This is a genomic window from Myroides sp. C15-4, assembly GCF_050522745.1.
In the GTDB taxonomy this organism is placed as follows: Bacteria; Bacteroidota; Bacteroidia; order Flavobacteriales; family Flavobacteriaceae; genus Flavobacterium.
Genome location: NZ_JBMVQX010000021.1, coordinates 1 through 20,666, shown reverse-complemented (window position 1 = coordinate 20,666; position 20,666 = coordinate 1). Strand labels below are relative to the sequence as shown.

General features: G+C 36.6%; 17 protein-coding genes. 4 read left to right on the top strand and 13 right to left on the bottom strand.

The genetic code is table 11. From position 1 onward, the window contains the following. Nucleotides 1-191: 191 nt before the first annotated feature. Nucleotides 192-1,460: an acetyl-CoA hydrolase/transferase family protein gene (locus ACPDHL_RS10355; RefSeq protein ID WP_430532693.1), complete on the bottom strand. Its 1,269-nt coding sequence runs from the start codon at nucleotides 1,458-1,460 to the stop codon at nucleotides 192-194. Nucleotides 1,461-1,854: 394 nt separating this feature from the next. On the opposite strand from ACPDHL_RS10355, the gene ACPDHL_RS10350 reads away from it, so the two are divergent. The 3 genes from ACPDHL_RS10350 to pheT all read left to right on the top strand — a co-directional run bounded on the left by ACPDHL_RS10350 (nucleotide 1,855) and on the right by pheT (nucleotide 6,972). Next, entirely contained in the window at nucleotides 1,855-4,029 is a 2,175-nt protein-coding gene (locus ACPDHL_RS10350) for an endonuclease MutS2 (RefSeq protein WP_430532692.1), read from the top strand. Further along, nucleotides 4,026-4,442 (top strand): thiol-disulfide oxidoreductase DCC family protein, encoded by a 417-nt coding sequence (locus ACPDHL_RS10345; protein WP_430532691.1) that lies wholly within the window; start codon nucleotides 4,026-4,028, stop codon nucleotides 4,440-4,442. Before ACPDHL_RS10350 ends, ACPDHL_RS10345 begins: the two co-directional genes overlap by 4 nt. A gap of 94 nt (nucleotides 4,443-4,536) precedes the next feature. Continuing rightward, complete coding sequence (pheT, locus tag ACPDHL_RS10340) at nucleotides 4,537-6,972, top strand: phenylalanine--tRNA ligase subunit beta (protein WP_430532690.1); 2,436 nt, start codon at nucleotides 4,537-4,539, stop codon at nucleotides 6,970-6,972. Between the two features lie 314 nt (nucleotides 6,973-7,286). On the opposite strand, the gene sucD is transcribed toward pheT, so the two are convergent. The 12 genes from sucD to ACPDHL_RS10280 form a co-directional block, all read right to left on the bottom strand. Then, complete coding sequence (sucD, locus tag ACPDHL_RS10335; protein WP_182626696.1) at nucleotides 7,287-8,159, bottom strand: succinate--CoA ligase subunit alpha; 873 nt, start codon at nucleotides 8,157-8,159, stop codon at nucleotides 7,287-7,289. Between the two features lie 142 nt (nucleotides 8,160-8,301). Further along, nucleotides 8,302-9,246, bottom strand: coding sequence for a UDP-3-O-(3-hydroxymyristoyl)glucosamine N-acyltransferase (locus ACPDHL_RS10330; protein ID WP_430532689.1), 945 nt, complete (start codon nucleotides 9,244-9,246; stop codon nucleotides 8,302-8,304). A gap of 12 nt (nucleotides 9,247-9,258) precedes the next feature. Further along, nucleotides 9,259-9,825, bottom strand: a complete 567-nt coding sequence (gene efp, locus ACPDHL_RS10325) for an elongation factor P (protein ID WP_430532688.1) — start codon at nucleotides 9,823-9,825, stop codon at nucleotides 9,259-9,261. Nucleotides 9,826-9,851: 26 nt separating this feature from the next. Next, entirely contained in the window at nucleotides 9,852-10,637 is a 786-nt protein-coding gene (gene lpxA / locus ACPDHL_RS10320; protein ID WP_430532687.1) for an acyl-ACP--UDP-N-acetylglucosamine O-acyltransferase, read from the bottom strand. 11 nt (nucleotides 10,638-10,648) lie between these two features. Further along, nucleotides 10,649-12,040, bottom strand: a complete 1,392-nt coding sequence (locus tag ACPDHL_RS10315) for a bifunctional UDP-3-O-[3-hydroxymyristoyl] N-acetylglucosamine deacetylase/3-hydroxyacyl-ACP dehydratase (RefSeq protein ID WP_430532686.1) — start codon at nucleotides 12,038-12,040, stop codon at nucleotides 10,649-10,651. A gap of 30 nt (nucleotides 12,041-12,070) precedes the next feature. Next, the gene (gene lpxD, locus ACPDHL_RS10310) at nucleotides 12,071-13,087 is read right to left on the bottom strand and encodes a UDP-3-O-(3-hydroxymyristoyl)glucosamine N-acyltransferase (RefSeq protein ID WP_430532685.1); all 1,017 of its coding nucleotides are present in this window, start codon (nucleotides 13,085-13,087) and stop codon (nucleotides 12,071-12,073) included. A gap of 30 nt (nucleotides 13,088-13,117) precedes the next feature. Further along, on the bottom strand, nucleotides 13,118-14,356 hold the full coding sequence (locus ACPDHL_RS10305) for an HD domain-containing protein (protein WP_430532684.1): 1,239 nt from the start codon (nucleotides 14,354-14,356) through the stop codon (nucleotides 13,118-13,120). 114 nt (nucleotides 14,357-14,470) lie between these two features. After that, complete coding sequence (gene hutH / locus ACPDHL_RS10300) at nucleotides 14,471-15,973, bottom strand: histidine ammonia-lyase (RefSeq protein WP_430532683.1); 1,503 nt, start codon at nucleotides 15,971-15,973, stop codon at nucleotides 14,471-14,473. Nucleotides 15,974-16,002: 29 nt separating this feature from the next. Continuing rightward, nucleotides 16,003-16,770 carry a peroxide stress protein YaaA gene (gene yaaA, locus ACPDHL_RS10295; protein WP_430532682.1) on the bottom strand — a complete coding sequence of 256 codons (768 nt, stop codon included), beginning with the start codon at nucleotides 16,768-16,770 and terminating at the stop codon, nucleotides 16,003-16,005. A gap of 33 nt (nucleotides 16,771-16,803) precedes the next feature. Then, entirely contained in the window at nucleotides 16,804-17,817 is a 1,014-nt protein-coding gene (locus ACPDHL_RS10290; protein WP_430532681.1) for a metal-dependent hydrolase, read from the bottom strand. 83 nt (nucleotides 17,818-17,900) lie between these two features. After that, on the bottom strand, nucleotides 17,901-18,380 hold the full coding sequence (locus ACPDHL_RS10285) for an Lrp/AsnC family transcriptional regulator (RefSeq protein ID WP_002985664.1): 480 nt from the start codon (nucleotides 18,378-18,380) through the stop codon (nucleotides 17,901-17,903). A 90-nt stretch (nucleotides 18,381-18,470) separates the two neighbouring features. After that, nucleotides 18,471-19,622, bottom strand: coding sequence for a M14 family metallopeptidase (locus ACPDHL_RS10280; RefSeq protein ID WP_430532680.1), 1,152 nt, complete (start codon nucleotides 19,620-19,622; stop codon nucleotides 18,471-18,473). A 303-nt stretch (nucleotides 19,623-19,925) separates the two neighbouring features. Here ACPDHL_RS10280 and ACPDHL_RS10275 point away from each other — a divergent pair, with 303 nt between their 5' ends. Beyond that, nucleotides 19,926-20,360, top strand: coding sequence for a helix-turn-helix domain-containing protein (locus ACPDHL_RS10275; RefSeq protein WP_430532679.1), 435 nt, complete (start codon nucleotides 19,926-19,928; stop codon nucleotides 20,358-20,360). Nucleotides 20,361-20,666: the final 306 nt, after the last annotated feature.

Genomic DNA, 20,666 nt, shown 5'->3' with positions numbered 1-20,666 from the left:
TATAACCATTTATACCCTTTATAAACAGCTTCTCTTTAGATTTTATTGCACAAAAAATCAACTTATTTTTAAATAAAAGGTTAAAATTGCAACGTAGCACTAAAAGAAAGGGGCGAATTGTCATTCCCCCCTTTTTACTCATCTTTGTTATTGTGATCATGTGCCTACTAGCGAATAGCCCAATGCCTCTACTAGCCTTTTAAATTGTCAAAATATGCTTTTAAAATTTCCTCTCTAAAATCAGGGTGGGCAATTTCCGCCATCGCTGCAACTCTTTGCTTGAGGGTTTTTCCATATAAATCAGCTACCCCATACTCTGTAACGATGTATTGCGCATGAGCGCGTGTTGTTACCACACCGGCACCTTGGCGTAAAAAAGGCACAATCCGATTATGTCCCTGGTTACTCGTTGACGATAAAGCGATAATAGCTTTTCCACCTTCACTAAGCGAGGCACCTCGTACAAAATCCATTTGCCCTCCTACTCCAGAATACATCTTATGTCCAATTGAATCCGCGCAAATTTGCCCCGTCAAATCGACCTCAATCGCCGAATTAATAGCTACTACTTTTGGATTTTTTCGAATAATTGCCGTGTCATTGACATAACTTGACTCTTTCAATACAATAAAAGGGTTATTATCGACAAAGTCATACAGCTTCTTCGAACCAATGAGAAAGGTTGCAAGTGCCCTACCCTTGGCTATTTTCTTTTTTGAACAGTCGATGACTCCGCTTTTAATGAGGTCTATCACACCATCGGAAAACATTTCTGTGTGCAGACCAAGATTCTTATGGCTAGTCAATTGAGCTAAGACAGCGTTGGGAATAGAGCCAATTCCCATTTGCAAGGTACTCTCATCCTCAATTAGATTGGCTACAAACTTTCCTATCGTAGCTTCTTTCTCCGTAATTATCGTCTCCTTTGATGCGTAAATGGGGCAATCACAATCCACCGCTAAATTAATTTTTGAGCTATGCAATACACTATCTCCAAATGTACGCGGCATTTGTGGATTAATTTGCGCAATGACCACACGAGCGCGTTCCATAGCAGCCACACAGGCTTCTACAGACACACCTAAGGAGCAGAATCCATGTTCGTCAGGGGGCGAAACCTGAATCAAAACCACATCGACTTTTAACACGCCTTTTCTAAAAAGAAGGGGTACTTCACTTAAAAAAACAGGAGTATAAGAACCGTTTCCAGCCGCCAAGGTATGGCGTACGTTTTTACCGATAAAAAAGGAATTTACGTGAAAACTAGCTGCTAATGCGGGATCCGCATAAGGCGCTTCGCCTTCGGTATGGATATGGCAAAATTCGACATTGCGCAATTCACTCGCGCGATCACTAATTGCTTTAGTTAAAATATTCGGCGTTGCAGCTGCTGCGTGGACGTATATTCGATCACCTGATTGGACAACTTTTGCGGCTTCTTGAGCAGTTACATATTTCATAGATTCTTATTTTCTTTAAAGTTAAGTATTGTTCGCTTTAATTCAAGTGCAAATTACCGAATTTTAACAAAGAAAAGAACTGATATTGATCATACCGTCTTAAAAAACACCATTTTTACAACTAAAAAAACAAAAGCGGCATCATGCGAAACTACGCCTATAGCGGAATAAAAACTGTTACATCTTTCTGAGTAAACCCTTTATTTCTTTTCTTTTCACCAAGACTAATTCACCTAAAAAATCACACCAATAAAAGAACAAACTGGCTGCCCTAAAAAACAAGTCTATTTCTAGTTCCACCTACCTCTTTAAACATCAACGCATTCTTTCTATTTGTTCCTTCTTTTTTTACATAAATAAGTAGTATTTTTGCTAGATAATCTCATTGTAACACATGACATCGATTAACAACAAAACTTTACAAGATTTAGAATTTAATACCGTTTTATCTTTCGTTTCTAGCCTTTGTGTAACAGAAAGCGGAAAAGATAAAGCAATGGAAATTGTTCCTTTCAAAACCAAGGAACAGACCTTACACGCCTTAAAACAAACCTCAGAATATTTAGCTTCTTTTACAAATAACAACGTTATCCCCAATCACTATTTTGATGCTATTGACTACGAATTGAAATTTTTGGGGATCGAAGATAGTTTTCTCGAAATCAGCAGCTTTAAAAAAATATACAACCTGACAGAAACCACGAGTAACCTCATTGCTTACTTTAAAAAGTTTAGCGATTATTACCCTCATCTATCAGAAGACAATGCCGCACTTACACTAGAAAAAAGCATCTTAAAAGAGATAGAAAATGTCTTGGATAAGTATGGTGAAATCAAGGACAATGCCTCGGTAGACCTCTTGTCTATTCGCAAGAGCATCAATTTAGTTCGCGGGAAGATCAACCAGAGTTTTGGCTTTGCTTTATCGCAATACAACAGTGCGGGATATTTGGATGATATCCGAGAGACTATTGTAGACAATCGCCGTGTTTTAGCGGTTATTGCCATGCACCGCCGCAAAGTAAAAGGAAGTGTATTAGGCCAATCTAAAACGGGAAGTATTATTTATATTGAACCTGAAGCTACCTTGCATTTTTCAAGAGAATTAAACAATTTAGAATACGAAGAACGCGAAGAAATCGTGCGCATTTTAAAGGCATTAACCAATAGTATTCGCCCATTTAGAGATCTGCTATTGGAGTATACAACGTACTTAACTTTATTGGATATCACAGCTGGAAAAGCAAAATATGCGTTAAAAATCAACGGTTTACTCCCTGAAATACGCGAAGAGAAAACAATGTATTTCCGAGAGGCTTACCACCCAATCCTATGGTTAAACAACAAGGAAAAACGCAAGATTACGCATCCACAAACCATTCAATTAGAGCAAGATAGCCGAATCATCGTTATATCAGGTCCGAATGCTGGAGGAAAGAGTATCACCTTAAAAACCGTTGGATTGCTTCAGTTGATGCTACAATCCGGATTACTTATTCCCGTACACGAACGCAGTCACACCTTTTTGTTTGACCGTATTTTGACGGATATCGGAGATAATCAATCTATTGAAAATCACTTGAGCACCTACAGCTACCGATTAAAAAACATGAATTACTTTCTAAAGAAATGCAATGCCAATACCCTATTTTTAATAGACGAATTTGGAACAGGTTCTGATCCCGAATTAGGAGGTGCACTAGCCGAGGTTTTCTTAGAAGAATTTTACGATAGAGAGGCATATGGGATCATTACGACACACTACACCAATCTGAAGATTTTAGCGGATCAGTTGCCTTCTGCCACCAATGCTAACATGCTCTTTGACGAGAAATCACTGGAGCCCTTGTACAAGTTGAATATTGGTCAGGCGGGTAGCTCATTCACCTTTGAAGTAGCCCAGAAAAACGGAATTCCCTTTAGCTTGATCAACCGAGCCAAGAAAAAGGTTGAAACAGAAAAAGTGCGCTTTGACAAGACCATTGCCAATTTACAAAAGGAACGACACAAACTGGAACGCACCTCTCAAAATCTAAAAGAAGAAGAGACAAAAGCCAGAGAAGAGAGTAAAAAATTAGAGGGAATCAATGCCAAAGTACAGGATAAATTAGAACGCTATCAAGAATTATACGATTCGAATCAGCGTTTAGTTTACTTGGGACAAAAGCTAGACGACCTATCAGAAAAGTACTTCAACAACAAAAGCAAGAAAACGCTTTTTAGCGAAATCCTCAAAGTTGTTGAGATTGAAAACTCCAAGCGCAAAAAAGTAACGTTTCAAGAGAAAAAGAAAAAAGAAGCCGAACAAAAGGTTCTCCTACAAGAAGTGGAGAAAAAAGTAGAAGTAATTCGCAAGGAGAAAAAGGAGAAAAAAGAAACCCAAAAGCAGCAAGAAGCGAGCAACAAAACGAATTTCCCACTTAAAGTTGGCGATCGTGTACGCATGCCAGAAGGCCGCGCTGTTGGAACGATTGACAGTATAGAAAAGAAAACAGCAACGGTCAATTATGGATTTTTTGTATCAAAGGTAAATATTGATCAACTGGAAATGGTAGAACGCAAAAAATGATAGAACAACTCCCAAAAAACAAGAAAATTATCCTTTTCGACGGTGTTTGCAACTTATGCGACAATGTCGTTCAACGCGTCATTGCAGCGGATCATCGCGATCAATTTCGCTTTACTTCGTTAGACTCCGAACTTGGACAACAAATTCTACACCAAATAGGCGTAGATCGAACCCAAACGGACAGCATTGTCTTGTACCAGCCTGGAGAAGCGTATTACATCAAATCTCAAGCAGCGTTGATGACAGCAAAATACCTTGGTGGTTGGTATTCCCTTCTATCCATTTTTCTTATTTTACCAACCAAATTAGCCGATTCACTTTATGATTTTATCGCAAAAAATCGCTATAAATGGTATGGAAAAAAAGACCAATGCATGATTCCTGATGCGTCAATTCGCAAAAAATTCTTATAATCTTACAAACTTGGAATTTTAAATATTAACAACAAAATTATTTCACTTAAACTCAGGCAATCCGTATATTTGCCTACAACAAAATTATTTTCGAATGCATATTTCATACAATTGGTTAAAACAATTCATTAAGTTAGACATCACCCCAGAAGAAACCTCAGAGGTTTTAACGGATTTAGGTCTTGAAGTTGAGGGAATTACTCAATACGAAAGCTTAAAAGGAGGTTTAAGAGGAGTTGTTGTAGGACATGTATTATCTTGCACTAAACACCCCAATGCAGATAAATTAAATGTTACAAAAGTCGATTTAGGTACAGGGGAACCCGTACAAATTGTTTGTGGCGCTCCAAACGTAGCTGCTGGACAAAAGGTTCCAGTTGCAACAATTGGCACAGAATTGTACGATGCCGAAGGAAATGCATTTCAAATTAAAAAAGGGAAAATCAGAGGCGAAGAAAGCTTCGGTATGATTTGCTCTGCTGTTGAGCTAGGTATTGGAACGGACGGAAGTGGTATTCTAGTACTAGATGATGCTATTGTTCCTGGAACAGCAGCAGCGACTATCTTCAATATTACAACAGATCAAGTTTTTGAAATTGGACTTACACCAAATCGTTCGGATGCAATGAGCCACTGGGGAGTTGCTAGAGATTTGCGTGCGGGTCTATTGCAAAATCCAACGATAGAAACACCACACAAAGAATTAATTACACCGGCTGTAAGTAAATTCAAAGTGGAAAGAAGAACGCTAAAAATGGATGTAAGCGTTGAAGATTACAAAAAAGCACCGCGTTATTGCGGCGTAACCCTTTCTGGAATTGAAGTTAAAGCTTCTCCTGAATGGTTGCAAAATCGCTTAAAAGCAATCGGCATTACGCCTAAAAACAACATTGTAGACGTTACAAACTACGTTTTACACGATTTAGGTCAACCCCTACATGCTTTTGATGCAGCAAAGATCAAAGGCAGCAAAGTAATTGTAAAAACCGTAGCTGAAGGAACAAAATTTGTTACTTTGGACGGTGTTGAACGTACCTTACACCAAGATGACTTAATGATCTGTGATGAAAATGGACCAATGTGTATTGCTGGTGTATTCGGCGGATTAAAATCAGCTGTATCAGAAAACACAACAACTATTTTCTTAGAAAGTGCGTACTTCAATCCAGTTAGCGTTAGAAAAACGGCTAAAAGACACAGCTTAAATACGGACTCATCCTTCCGTTTTGAACGCGGAATTGATCCATCTATCACAGAATATGCATTAAAACATGCAGCTTTGTTAATTCAAAGTGTTGCGGGTGGTGAAATTACTTCTGATATTGTAGACTTATACCCGAAAAAGGTAGAAGATCATTCGGTATTCTTGAATTTCAACAACATCAACCGCATTCTCGGTGAAGATATTTCAAAAGAAACAATCAAAACGATTCTCGTTTCTTTAGATATCAAGGTTCACAGTATGTCAGATGTTGGATTGGGAATCACAGTTCCTGCTTACCGCGCAGATGTAACCAGAGAAATTGACGTGATTGAAGAAATCTTACGCGTGTATGGCTACAACAACATCAGCTTCTCTTCTAAATTGAATGCTACCATTTCAAATAGCTCAAGAACAGAAGATCACCGTGTTCAGAATATCATTGCAAATCAACTCGTTGCTCAAGGATTCCACGAGATCATGAACAACTCGTTGACAACGCCAACGTACAGCAATCTTACAGAAAGCATCAACAACAGCTACCAGGTAGATATCGTTAACCCATTAAGTGTAGATTTATCTGTTATGAGACAATCTTTGCTATTTGGTGGATTAGAGTCTATCTCGTATAACATCAATAGAAAGAACAGCGACTTGCGTTTGTTTGAATTTGGAAAAACCTACCACAAAATGTTGAATAACTTCGAAGAAGACAAACACTTCGCTTTATTCGTAACAGGCAACAATACTCCAGCTTCTTGGAACTCTACACAAAAAGCAAGTGATTTCTTTGAATTCAAAGGGTATGTGCTAAGCATCCTAAACCGTTTAGGTCTTGCTAAGTTCACGACGCAACCAACAGAAAATGATGTATTCTCAGAAGGAATCACCTATTATGTAGGCAAAGAGGCTATCGTTGATTTTGGTGTACTTAAAAAAGCCATAACGAAGCATTTTGACATCAAGCAGGAGGTTGCTTATGCAGATTTCAAATGGGACACTATCTTAAAACTTGTAAGTGGTAAAATTAAGTTCACAGATTTGAACAAATTCCCTACAGTAAAAAGAGATTACGCTTTGCTATTGGATGAAAAAGTTACGTTTGACGAAATCTTTAACTTGGTCAAACAAGTGGATAAGAGCATCATTAAAGACGTTACTTTATTCGACGTTTACCAAGGAGATAAGATTGAAGACGGCAAGAAATCATACGCTATTTCAATTCTAATGGAAGACAGTACGAAAACGCTTACTGAGAGTCAAATTGAAAAGATCATGGGCAAAATTCAATACCAGTTGGAAAACAATATTGGAGCTCAATTGAGATAATAAAAAAAAGCTGTCTTTCGACAGCTTTTTTTTATGGAAATGAGAGATGGGAGATGGAAATTGAGAGAAGATAAATGACTATCCTGACGATTTACCCATTCCCATTTCTATTCTTCCCTCTCCAACAAAAAAACCATTTTGTTTACAGTTAATCGGTTTACAGTGTAATGAATACAATAAAAAAAGTCGGTCATTAAAATTAATGACCGACTTTTTTTATTGGAGAAGAGAAATAACTATCCTGATGATTTACCCATCTCCCATTTCTATTCTCCCCTCTCCAATAAAAAAGCTGTCGAAAGACAGCTTTTTTATTATCCTAAAACTTCTTTTACTTTTTTCCCGATTTCAGCAGGAGAATCAACTACGTGAATTCCGCACTCACTCATGATTCTTTTCTTAGCCGCTGCTGTATCATCTGCTCCACCAACAATAGCACCAGCGTGTCCCATTGTTCTTCCTTTAGGTGCAGTTTCTCCAGCGATGAATCCGATAACAGGTTTTTTGTTTCCGTTTTCTTTAATCCATCTTGCAGCATCAGCTTCTAACTGTCCACCGATTTCACCAATCATAATGATTGCTTCTGTTTCTGGGTCAGCCATTAACAACTGTACAGCTTCTTTTGTTGTTGTTCCAATGATTGGATCTCCACCAATACCGATAGCTGTAGTAATTCCCAAACCTTCTTTTACTACTTGGTCAGCAGCTTCGTAAGTTAAAGTACCTGATTTAGAAACAATCCCTACAGTTCCTTTTTTGAATACGAAACCTGGCATAATACCAACTTTAGCTTCACCTGGAGTGATTACTCCTGGACAGTTTGGCCCTACTAATCTACAATCTCTTGTTTTAATGTAGTCATAAGCTTTAATCATGTCTGCAACTGGAATACCTTCTGTAATACAGATGATTACTTTGATACCAGCGTCTGCAGCTTCCATAATAGCATCTGCAGCAAATGCAGGCGGTACAAAAATGATTGACGTATCTGCACCAGCTTTTTCAACTGCTTCTGAAACAGTATTGAATACTGGACGATCTAAATGACTAGTTCCACCTTTTCCTGGCGTTACACCACCTACAACATTTGTTCCATATTCAATCATCTGAGAAGCATGAAAAGTACCTTCGCTTCCAGTAAATCCTTGAACGATTATTTTTGAATCTTTATTTACTAAAACACTCATGATCTTGTTTTTAATTTATTTTTAAAACTTACTTAGACAAAAATAAACAATTCTAATCAGCTTTAAAACTTTTTAGTTGCAATCTTCGCCAAATAAGCCTAACAATTAACGATTAATTATCTATTCCTTTACCTGTTTATACCTAGCTCTTCTGTAATTTTTTCAGCTCATCTAGCATGGCAGGTATTCTCTTTGTATTAGCCATTTGCTTTAGTTTTTCTCTCGACTCTTCTGCAGGATAACCAAAATAGACTTTTCCTCCTTCTAAGCTCTTAGAAACACCCGATTGTGCTAATACAACTGCTTTTGTACCGATGGTAATTCCACTTGTGGTACCTACTTGTCCCCAAAGGGTAACTTCATCTTCAATCACAACACAACCAGCAATTCCCACTTGTGCGGCAATTAAACAACGTACACCAATAACAGTATCGTGGCCAATATGCACTTGATTGTCAATTTTTGCTCCTTCTTTGATGGTTGTATCTCCTGTCACACCACGGTCAATAGTACAAGCCGCACCAATACCTACATTGTCTTCAATGACTACTCGACCACAAGAGATTAAAGGATCAAATCCCTCTGGTCTTTTCTTGTAGTAAAATGCATCTGCGCCTAAGATAGTTCCGGCATGAATGACCACATTGTTACCAATCACTGTACCGTCATAGATCACCACATTAGGGTGAATAACACAATTTGAACCGATTACCACATTGTTTCCAATGAATGTTCCTGGTTGAATGACAGTGCCCTCTCCAATCACGGCGTCTTTGGCTTGCAATTGAGTAGCGGGTTTAAAGGGATTAAAATACGTAGATAACGTATTAAAATCTCTAAATGGATCGTCAGAAATCAACAAAGCTTTTCCTTCTGGGCAAGCTACATCTTTATTAATAAGGATGATAGATGCATTCGAATTTAAGGCTTTATCGTAGTATTTAGGATGATCCACAAATACAATCTCCCCTTCTTGTACGACGTGAATTTCATTCATACCATACACGGGAAAATCCGCAGACCCAACGTATTTACAGCCGATAATTTCAGCTATTGTTTCTAAATTTTGAACTTTTGAAAAACGCATCTTGCCCTAAAACTATTCTTTGATACGTTCGATATAAGATCCTGTAGCCGTATCGATTTTAATTTTATCTCCTTCGTTGATAAACAATGGTACGTTTACAGTAGCTCCTGTTTCAACAGTAGCTGGTTTAGTAGCATTTGTTGCTGTATTTCCTTTTACTCCAGGCTCAGTATACGTTACTTCTAAAATTACAGAAGCTGGCATATCCACAGCAAGTGGTAAATCCGTATCTGTATTAATTTGTACCATTACCATTTCTCCCTCTTTCAATAGCTCTGGAGCATCTAGAATATCTTTCAACAAGGTAATTTGTTCGTATGATTCAATATTCATGAAATGGAATTGATCTCCTTCTGGGTATAAGTATTGAAACTTGTGTGTTTCCACGCGCACTGTATCGATTTTGTGTCCTGCTGAAAATGTATTTTCCAATACTTTTCCATTTGTCAAACTCTTCATTTTTGTTCTAACAAATGCAGGTCCTTTTCCTGGTTTTACGTGTAAAAATTCGGTGATTTTGTAAATATCGTTATTATGACGAATACACAAACCATTTCTGATATCTGAAGTTGTTGCCATCTTTTTTTAAATCTTTTATTATATTATTAATACATTCCTGAATATCCGCGCATAATTCCTCTTGAACTATTGCGTACAAACATTAGGATTTCATCTCGTTCTGGAGTCGCTTCCATTTCAGTTTCTATAATTTCTAGTGCTTGACTTGTATTATAGTTCTTTTGAAATAAAATTCTGTAAATTTCTTGAATTTCTCTAATTTTCTCTGGTTCATATCCTCTTCTACGCAAACCAACAGAATTGATTCCCGCATAAGAAATAGGCTCTCTTGCTGCTTTGATATAAGGAGGAACATCTTTGCGGACTAAAGTACCACCTGTTACAAAAGAATGTGATCCAATCGTACAGAATTGGTGCACCGCTACTAAACCAGCCAACACGACATAGTCTCCTACAGTTACGTGTCCTGCCAATGTACTTGAGTTAGAAAAAATACAGTTATTTCCAATGATACAATCGTGTGCGATATGGCTGTATGCTTGGATTAAACAATTTTCGCCAATCACGGTTTTATATCTATCTTTTGTTCCTCTGTTGATGGTTACACACTCGCGAATGGTTGTATTATCTCCAATTTCAACAGTAGTTACTTCACCTTCAAATTTTAAATCTTGTGGTTCAGCTGAAATTACGGCACCAGGGAAAATTTTACAATTTTTTCCAATACGTGCACCTTCCATGATCGTCACATTGGATCCGATCCAAGTTCCCTCACCAATTTCCACATTATTATGAATCGTAGTAAATGGTTCTATTACGACATTTCTAGCTATTTTTGCTCCTGGATGGACATAGGCTAAAGGCTGATTCATACTATTTATATTTAATTTTTAACTTTTGATATTTGAGCCATTAGCTCAGCCTCAGCTACTAATTTACCATTAGCATAGGCATAGCCTTGCATATGACATATTCCTCGACGAATAGGCGTAATTAATTCTAATTTAAAAACTAAAGTATCACCAGGTGTCACTTTATTTTTAAATTTTACATTGTCCATTTTCATAAAATACGTTAAGTAGTTTTCAGGGTCTGGAACAGTACTCAAGATTAGGATTCCACCTGATTGCGCCATAGCTTCACAAATCAACACCCCTGGCATTACTGGAGCACCTGGAAAATGTCCTACAAAGAAAGATTCATTCATGGTAACATTCTTCAACCCTACCACGTGATTATCAGACATTTCTAAGATTTTATCCACCAATAAAAACGGAGGTCTATGAGGTAGAAATTCCATAATTTTCACAATATCCATCAACGGTTCTTTATGCAAGTCATACGTAGGAACTTGGTTGCGTTTTTCGTTGCGAATGATTTTCGACATTTTCTTTGCAAATCCAGTATTAATTGCATGTCCTGGTTTGTTAGCGATTACTTTTCCTCGAATACGAGTACCGATTAATGCCAAATCACCAATCACGTCTAATAGTTTATGTCTTGCTGCTTCATTGGGATAATGAAGCGTCAAATTATCTAAAACTCCATTGGGTTTTACGCTAATTTCTTCTTTCCCAAAAGCCTTTTTTAAATGTCCCATTGTCTCTGTAGAAATTTCTTTATCCACATAAACAATAGCATTATTTAAGTCACCTCCTTTAATCAAACCATTAGCTAATAAAGCTTCTAATTCGTGTAAAAAGCTAAAAGTACGCGCTTCAGAAATTTCCACTTTAAAGTCACTCATGTCTTTTAAAGTAGCGTTTTGCGTTCCCAATACTTTTGTACCGAAATCAACCATTGCTGTTACTTGGTAACTATCTGCTGGCATTACAATGATTTCACTACCTGTAGCTTCATCTACATAAGAGATTACTTCTTTGACGATGTATTCTTCTCTTTCTGCCTCTTGTTCCACTACACCTGCTTTTTCAACAGCTTCCACAAAATACTTGGATGACCCGTCCATAATTGGTGGTTCAGAAGCATTTAATTCAACGATTACGTTATCTAAATCGCAACCGACAAAAGCAGCTAATACGTGTTCTGTTGTTTGAACACGTACTCCTTTTTTCTCCAAATTCGTACCGCGTTGTGTATTAACAACATAATTTGCATCTGCTTCTATCACAGGATGCCCTTCTAAATCCACTCTGACAAAAGTAAACCCATTGTTAATTGGCGCAGGTTTTAACGTCATCACAACATTTTGCCCTGTGTGTAGTCCAACTCCTTCTAAGGTAACTTCACTTTGGATGGTTTTTTGCTTAACCATAATAAAATCTTTTTGTATTTCGATAGGTTATTATTTTTCGTTTTTTAGCTCTTCTAAATCATCTACGATTTTAGGCAGGTTTCTAAAATGACTGTATGACTTCAAGAAATCTGTATGTCCGATAGCAGGAGATCCTTGCACGGCAATATTAGATTCTAAATTCTTTGTTACGCCAGATTGAGCTTGAATCTTCACATTATCACCAATCGTTAGGTGCCCAACTATTCCAACCTGTCCACCAATCATACAATTTTTTCCAATTTTCGTTGATCCTGCCACTCCTGTTTGCGAAGCAATAACGGTATTTTCACCAATTTCCACATTATGTGCAATTTGGATTTGGTTGTCTAATTTCACTCCTTTTCGGATAATTGTCGATCCCAGGGTTGCGCGATCAATGGTCGTTGCAGCACCAATTTCAACATTATCTTCAATGATTACATTTCCAATTTGCGGTACTTTACTGTAAGTTCCATCTCCATTGGGTGCAAAACCGAATCCATCTGATCCGATAATTGTCCCTGCATGCAAGGTACAGCCTGCTCCAATTACGGATTCTGAATATACGCGAACACCGGCGAACAGCACTGTATTATCGCCAATCACCACATTATCTCCGATAAAGGTATTGGGATATATTTTCACATTATCGCCAATTTTGGTGTTTTTTCCTACATAACAAAAGCTACCCAGATACAAATCAGCACCATACGTAGCTCCTTCTGAAATCACACTTGGTTGTTCGATCCCCGACTTCATTAATTTCACTTGATTGTAGTATTCCAAGAGTTTGGAAAATGCCTTATATGCATCATCAACTTTAATTAAGGTTGCCTCCACTTCATGCTCGGGTTCAAACGTTTTGTTTACAATGACAACCGATGCCTTGGTCGTATATATATAGTGGACGTATTTAGGGTTAGCTAAAAACGAGATGGCACCTTTTGCACCTTCTTCAATCTTCGCTAAGGTAGATACCTCCTCTTGCGGATTCCCCACAACTTCTCCTCCTAATACTGACGCTATTTGTTCTGCTGTTATTTTCATCCCCGCAAAAATATAAAATATAATTGAAAATTAACTTTCAAAAACGAATTTTGGGTAACAAACGAAATGCTTTGTTACTGGTTTAGTTAATGCTTTCAGATTTAATTGATCCGAAACAGATAAAACATCTGCAACCTGTCCATCTTTTCGCACAATCATAATTGGCTCCTTATCTTTGCTATAGGCCTGATTCTTAACCTTTCCTTTAAACACAAAATAGCTCGCTAATTCGGCAGATAACTTATATTGCTCCTGCACCCCTTCTAAACGCTTCTTTAGTTTTTCGTTTACTAATTTCTTATCTTCTATTATTTCAATACGCAATAATTTGCGATTGACTATCATCTTACTCAATTGAGATAGTACAAAATCGTCATGGAATTGCCATGCTTTTAAAGCGCTAACAATATCAGAATCATCCAACAAGGCAAATTGTTCTAAGGCGATTTGCTCAAAATCATCAAAAACCCCCTGATGTTCAAGAAAGAACAAAAGAGCACTACTTCCCCATATTTTTTTTCCTTTACTGACAAGTTCTTTGGCTCTTTTTAAAATACGCACGAGAATTAGTTCCGCACAAACACTAGTTTTGTGCAGGTAAGCCTGCCAGTACATCAAACGGCGTCCGACTAAAAACATCTCTACCGAATAGATTCCCTTTTCTTCCACAACTAATCGATCCTTTACGACGTTTAGCATTTGGATTAATCGTTCTGAATTGATATCTCCTTCCGCTACACCGCTGTAAAAACTATCGCGTTTCAAATAGTCCATGCGATCCATATCCAACTGACTTGAAATCAATTGCAACATAAATTGACGATGATATTCTCCTTTAAAAATCTGAATAGCTAGATCGAGTTTTCCTCCAAACTCCTTGTTCAATTGGTGCATAAAATAGAGAGAAATAGCCTCGTGATGTACACCCTCCACGATACTCTCTTCCATGGCATGTGAAAAGGGACCATGTCCAATATCGTGCAATAAAATAGCTACATATAGCGCTGTTTCTTCTTCTTCAGAAATGGCTATACTTTTAAAACGAAGCACTTGTACTGCTTTTTGCATAAGATGCATACAGCCCAAAGCGTGATGAAAGCGCGTATGATGCGCACCTGGATAGACCAAATAAGAAACGCCCATTTGAGAAATTCTCCTTAATCTTTGAAAATAAGGATGCTCTATCAAATCATATACAAATGAATTGGGAATAGAAATAAATCCATAAATAGGATCATTCAATATTTTTAATTTATTACTTGTAATCAAGGATGATGGATTATTTTGTACTACGTGAAACAAAGATAGCAATATAATAAAAAGCTACATCTCTTTTTCAGAAAAAGATGTAGCTTTTATATCAACGGTTTTAAAAAAACGAGATTATTCTTCTAAATCGATTTGAAAACTTCTCAAAAACGCAATAGTTTTCTCGATATCATAATGTAAAATACGATCTTCTGAAACAAAAGACACCTCTTCGCGATATGATTTAACAAATGATTCGATAAAAGCACTTGATCGAGCAGGACGTCTAAATTCCAACGCCTGAGCTGCATTTAGTAATTCAATTGCTAAAATACGCTCTAAATTATCGATAATACGCAGTGTTTTCGTTGCGCCATTTGCCCCCATACTCACGTGATCTTCTTGTCCATTACTTGAAACAATACTATCCGTACTTGTTGGATTTGCTAAGTGCTTATTCTGACTTACAATACTTGCTGCCGTATATTGAGGAATCATAAAACCAGAATTCAATCCAGGGTTAGACACCAAGAAAGCAGGTAATCCTCTTAATCCTGAAATCAACTGATACGTACGTCTTTCTGAGATATTCCCTAACTCAGCCAGTGCGATACCCAAAAAGTCAAAAGCCAAGGCTAAAGGTTGTCCGTGGAAATTTCCTCCTGACACTACTAAGTCTTCTTTGTAGAACACATTGGGATTATCGGTAACAGAATTGATTTCTGTTTTAAATACTTTACTTACATATTCAATTGCATCTTTTGATGCCCCGTGCACTTGTGGAATACATCTAAACGAGTAAGGATCTTGTACGTGTTCTTTGTGGCGTGTGATCAATTCTGATCCTTCTAACACTTCATTAAAAAAAGAAGCTGTTTCAATTTGTCCTCGGTGTGGTCTTACATGGTGAATTAATTCATTAAATGGCTCAATTCTACCGTCAAATCCCTCTAGGGATACTGCTCCAATTAAATCTGCTAAATAGGACATTTTCTTCGATTTAATCAACACATAACACCCGTATGCGCTCATAAATTGAGTCCCATTTAACAACGCCAATCCTTCTTTTGACTTCAACTGGATAGGCTCCCATCCCATTTTCGCTAATACTTTACTCGCAGGCTGTCTAAATCCTTCATACATCACCTCTCCTTCACCAATCAAAGGCAACGTCAGGTGCGCCAAAGGCGCCAAATCTCCCGATGCTCCTAAAGACCCTTGGGTATAAACCACAGGTAGAATATCGTGATTAAAGAAATCAACTAAACGCTCTACGGTTTCTAACTGAACCCCTGAATTCCCATAACTTAACGACTTCACCTTTAACAACAGCATAATTTTCACGATCTCTTCTGGCACAATTTCACCTGCTCCACAAGCATGAGACTTCATTAAATTCTCCTGTAATTTCGTTAAATCACTGTCGTTAATCTTTACATTACACAAAGATCCAAATCCCGTATTGATTCCATAAATTGGATCTTTATGCGTTTCCATTTTATTGTCCAGATAAGCACGACAATTGACAATATTAGCACGTGCTTCTTCTGAGATATCCAACTTTTTATTCTGCGTGATGATCTCATTTAATTTCTCAATTGTAAATACATCTGAACTTATATAATGTACTGTTTCCATAATTTTTATTGGCTATATTCTTTTATTTATTATCTAGTAAACACGAGTTGGGTTGCTGTTGACTCTCCTTCACTCCACGCATACCCATCGAGATTAAACTTTTTCAATCCTTCTATATCTTTGATATCATTATCTAGGATATAACGCACCATCATACCTCTTGCTTTTTTTGCATAAAAACTGATAGTCTTAAGCTTACTATCTCTTAACTCCTTAAATTCAGGCACAATCAAGGTTGCTTTTAATTTCTTTTGATCGATGGCACTAAAATATTCATTGCTCGCTAAATTAACCAGCAATTCTCCTTCTTTCATTTCTTTATTTAAGTAATCAACGAGTATAGGCTTCCAAAAGGCATATAGATTCGCTTTATCCCCAACGGACATTTTGGTTCCCATTTCTAATCGATAAGGTTCTATTTCATCAAAAGGACGTAAAATTCCGTATAACCCAGACAAAATACGCAGGGTATTTTGCAGGCGTTCCATTTTATCTTCAGCTAAGGTATAAGCATCTAATCCTACATATACATCGCCGCTAAAAGCAAACACAGCCTGCTTAAAGTCAGCTTCATTCTTTTTGCCTTTCTTATAACTTCTAATTTGATTTCTTTCCCAATTCAAGTCTGCTAAATTCGTTGAAATTTTCATCAACTCCATTAATTGAGCAGGTGTTTTTTCCTTTAATACAGCATTGATAACTTTACTTTCTTTTACAAATAAAGGCTCTGTAGCAGCTGTAAAAGGTACTTCTGTAGTATAATCCAAACTCTTGGCAGGCGACACAACAATCTTCATCTTCTTTTTTTTTCAAATATAACTATTCTTCCCTTAATCTGCTTTGAATCCCCAAATCTTTCGCCAAATAGATTTCAATAATTTTACACCATCCCTCTTGTCCTTTTCTACTTCTTTTACTCTCAATTCGCCCTGTTCATCGATATAAAACTGATAGCTAAACGCAAATTGCACTTTATCCCCCTGTTCACGCAATACGCCAAATCGAAGGTCATTAAAGTAAAACTCATTGTTTTGTTCTGTAAATGTATAGTATCCCTCTGAAAGCTTTACTAGTCGAAGAACCAAATCATGATTTTCCAACCCACCGATCAAATTGTGATTCTTAGGATACGTTTGAAACTCAATAGGTTCATCGCTAAAAAAGGAGTATTCCCCAATAAGAAAAGCGTCTTTTGTTTCCACAATAGCAGTCCACAGCACCGTATTTAGAGCCGTTGGCTTTACTGACATGGTTTTATATGGAGTATGTTGTTGATCTAATGCATCAGTAAAGCTATAAAAAGCGACAGCTTTCAAGAGTAAGGTCAATGCTAAATAAGCACTACTGATATAAAGTCCCCATCGATTTAGGCGCATTCGCCTATCGAGCTTTGTTTTCTCCCACATGGACTTGATCAGAAAAAAGGCAAAAGGCAGTGTATAGAAAGGATCGACTACAAAGATTGATTTAAATGCGAACGGGTACTCCATAGGCCAGAGTACTCGGGTTCCCCAAGTGGTGAACACATCCAATAAGGCATGAGTAAAAAGCCCCCAAAAGAAGAGCCAACCTCCTTCTTCATAGGTTACTCCTCGTTTTTTTTCGAAAGCATAAAGCAGGTAACCAAAGAAAAAAGCGCCAAAAATGGCAAATAAGATAGAGTGAGTAATCCCTCGATGAAACTCCAACGCACTAATAGGATCTGTAAAAAACACAGCCAAGACATCCAAATCTGGAATAGTTCCTGCTATGGCACCATAAAACACTGCTTTATTTTTTAACTTTCTCCCTAATAAGGCGTTCCCAACTGCTCCCCCTAAGACAATTTGAGTTAACGAATCCATTTTTTTTAAATATATAAACAACGAATATAAAAAAAAACTGCACAAAGGCAGTTTTTTATTCATTTGCTTTTTAAAAAAATTGATTACAATTCTTTAAAAATTGTATGCATTAATCGTTTTTTATCGTTGATACTCTCTTCTAGAGAAATCATCGACTCTGTTCTGTACACACCATCGATATCGTCAATCATATAGATAACTTCTTTGGCATGACGGGTATTTTTTGCTCTAATTTTACAGAATACATTGAATTTACCAGTAGTTACGTGAGCAACTGTCACATATGGAATTTCATTAATTCTTTCTAAAACGAACTTCGTCTGAGACGTATTATGCAAAAATATTCCGATGTATGCAATAAATGCATAACCTAATTTTTCATAATCTAGGGTTAATGAAGAACCTTGGATAATTCCTGCATCCTCCATTTTTTTCACACGTACGTGAACCGTACCTGCCGAAATTAATAACTTCTTAGCGATATCTGTAAAAGGCACTCTCGTATTATCGATCAGCATATCTAAGATCTGGTGGTCGATTTCATCTAAACGAAACTTACTCATAAATCAATTATTTATGTTAATTCTAAATCTATATTTCAGTACAATAATAATAAAAAAAAATCTTATTTATTCAAAAAATAGCAATTTTATCTATTTTTTTAATAAATAATTAACCTCTTCAACTGATAACGCTACAACATCCTCAAAGTTTCGTTCTAAAATATCGCTTGGTTTCTCAAATAAAGATCTTAATTGACACTCTCTTTCTATTAAAGTATGCACAAATTTACTTTCTTTTTCATCAATATCCACAATAATAGGACAAAATTTAACAGTTCCCTCCGTTAATATCTCTTTATATTGAATTTTCAATATAAAATTTCTTGTCCCAGACGCATTTTTCACACTTCTCAATTCGACATCACAAAAGTTTTTTGTGTTCTCAGGAAGTGAAAAGTAGCCTTTCGTGGTGTAGTTTATATAGGTATGATTTGCGATGACATCTAGTGCACGCCATAAACTGATAAAGACAAGTTCTCTAGTATTTTCGCGCTGATAATCCTTACCAAGATGTCCCGCTTCTACTAATATAGTAGGAATTCCCATTGCTTGCGCATAGTCTCCAATACAGTTTATATTAAAAGAATCGTCAAATCGTCCTACGTGTTCAAAAGCAACTTTTTGTACCGCTTCATTCATTGCCTCAATAACTTGAATCGCTCTTTTTCGCGTATCATTGATCAAACGCTCTTCGTTATACGCTGGCGCTAAGAAAGAAATAGCAGCGGATTTTCCCGTATCACCAACACCAAAAATACTGCGTTGGTCGTGTAAATTAAAAGCAAAATCAGGTTGAAATTCTTCCAAGGCCCGACGTAAAATTTTACTTTCTGGTTGGGTTAAATCAACCGAATCACGATTCAAATCCACCTGATTGGCATTTACCCTTGTGTAGTAAAAAGCACCATCAGGATTTAAAACAGGAAGGAGGATCAAGGTAAATTTCGATTGCCAATCCGCTACCTTTTCTTCTGTTGATTCATTCAAATAATGTAGTAAATCTAATACAGCTTTTGTTGTGGTCGATTCATTTCCATGCATCTGCGACCACATTAAAATTTTGGTTTTTCCCTGGCCAAACTGCACGGAAAAAATGGATCGATTTTCTACTGATTTCCCAATCACATCCACCTTAAAGTAATGCTTTAAGGTTTTTAAAAAATCTGCTATTTTCTCGTTAGTAACGTATCGTCCTTTGCACGACTGTACTTGATAGGTCTTCGCTCGTTCTTGTTCGTTCATTTTACTGCCTTGTTTACAATATTACAAATGTAAACATTTCATTTTTTACATTTGTAAACATTAAAATCTTTTCTTCGTTTTACAATTGTCAACAAAACAAGTGGCTCTGACTCCAATCAACGCTAGAAGATTTAACAAATTCACTTTTTCTTATTTAAATTTCTGTATTTCAACAAACTAAATACATTTACCTCAACCTTTACTATACAGCAGTGTTGTTTTTTTAATTGTGTGCACATTTGTTAATTCAATATTTTAATTACATTTGTAAACCATTTAATTTAAAAATACACATTTGTATCCATGGAGAACTTTGTAAACAGATTGGAATTTTTATTGGCGCAATACGAGCTATCTGCTTCTTCTTTTGCAGACAAAATTGGTGTTCAACGATCGAGTTTATCCCATATTTTATCGGGAAGAAACAAAGCGAGTTTGGATTTTATTTTGAAGATTCACGACGCTTTTCCCGAACTAAATATTGAGTGGTTAATTAAGGGAATTGGCAGCTGTTCTGGTGTTGTAAAACAAGAAGTTCAAACCTCAAAATCCATGGATTTTTTTTCAGATGAAGCTAAAAAAGAAACACCACCCTCCCCTGTTCTTTCCTCTTCAACGGAAGTGAAAAATGATACCTCAACCACTAAAATTATTCCTGATTTTTTTACTTCTTCTGACATCGAGCAAATTGTTGTTTTTTACAAAGACGGCACTTTTACCACCTACAAACCTCGATAAAAAAGTGCATTCATTTTTTGTGTATTTTAAGGCTTATCTACTTTAAAAAATAGACTTTCCTAAATATAAATTCAAAAAAACAAATTACAATAATTAGCAAATTATTATTTTAAATCTTAGTTAGAACTAAATTATTTTTACTTCATTCCTAAAACTTTTCTTATTGGGGATTTATCTTTTTCCCTCTTTTGAATTTCCTCTTTTGAATTTCCTCTTTTGAATTTCCTCCTTGAATTTCCTCCTTGAATTTCCTCCTTGAATTTCCTCCTTGAATTTCCTCCTTGAATTTCCTCCTTGAATTTCCTC

Bases quoted from the DNA above. Each gene is read 5' to 3' on its own strand.
- hutH (WP_430532683.1), bottom strand. From the start codon at position 15,973: ATGGAAACAGTACATTATATAAGTTCAGATGTATTTACAATTGAGAAA.
- pheT (WP_430532690.1), top strand. From the start codon at position 4,537: ATGCATATTTCATACAATTGGTTAAAACAATTCATTAAGTTAGACATC.
- ACPDHL_RS10275 (WP_430532679.1), top strand. From the start codon at position 19,926: ATGGAGAACTTTGTAAACAGATTGGAATTTTTATTGGCGCAATACGAG.
- sucD (WP_182626696.1), bottom strand. From the start codon at position 8,159: ATGAGTGTTTTAGTAAATAAAGATTCAAAAATAATCGTTCAAGGATTT.
- ACPDHL_RS10285 (WP_002985664.1), bottom strand. From the start codon at position 18,380: ATGAGTAAGTTTCGTTTAGATGAAATCGACCACCAGATCTTAGATATG.
- ACPDHL_RS10355 (WP_430532693.1), bottom strand. From the start codon at position 1,460: ATGAAATATGTAACTGCTCAAGAAGCCGCAAAAGTTGTCCAATCAGGT.
- ACPDHL_RS10350 (WP_430532692.1), top strand. From the start codon at position 1,855: ATGACATCGATTAACAACAAAACTTTACAAGATTTAGAATTTAATACC.
- yaaA (WP_430532682.1), bottom strand. From the start codon at position 16,770: ATGAAGATTGTTGTGTCGCCTGCCAAGAGTTTGGATTATACTACAGAA.
- ACPDHL_RS10330 (WP_430532689.1), bottom strand. From the start codon at position 9,246: ATGCGTTTTTCAAAAGTTCAAAATTTAGAAACAATAGCTGAAATTATC.
- ACPDHL_RS10290 (WP_430532681.1), bottom strand. From the start codon at position 17,817: ATGGATTCGTTAACTCAAATTGTCTTAGGGGGAGCAGTTGGGAACGCC.
- ACPDHL_RS10315 (WP_430532686.1), bottom strand. From the start codon at position 12,040: ATGGTTAAGCAAAAAACCATCCAAAGTGAAGTTACCTTAGAAGGAGTT.
- lpxD (WP_430532685.1), bottom strand. From the start codon at position 13,087: ATGAAAATAACAGCAGAACAAATAGCGTCAGTATTAGGAGGAGAAGTT.
- ACPDHL_RS10280 (WP_430532680.1), bottom strand. From the start codon at position 19,622: ATGAACGAACAAGAACGAGCGAAGACCTATCAAGTACAGTCGTGCAAA.
- efp (WP_430532688.1), bottom strand. From the start codon at position 9,825: ATGGCAACAACTTCAGATATCAGAAATGGTTTGTGTATTCGTCATAAT.
- ACPDHL_RS10345 (WP_430532691.1), top strand. From the start codon at position 4,026: ATGATAGAACAACTCCCAAAAAACAAGAAAATTATCCTTTTCGACGGT.
- lpxA (WP_430532687.1), bottom strand. From the start codon at position 10,637: ATGAATCAGCCTTTAGCCTATGTCCATCCAGGAGCAAAAATAGCTAGA.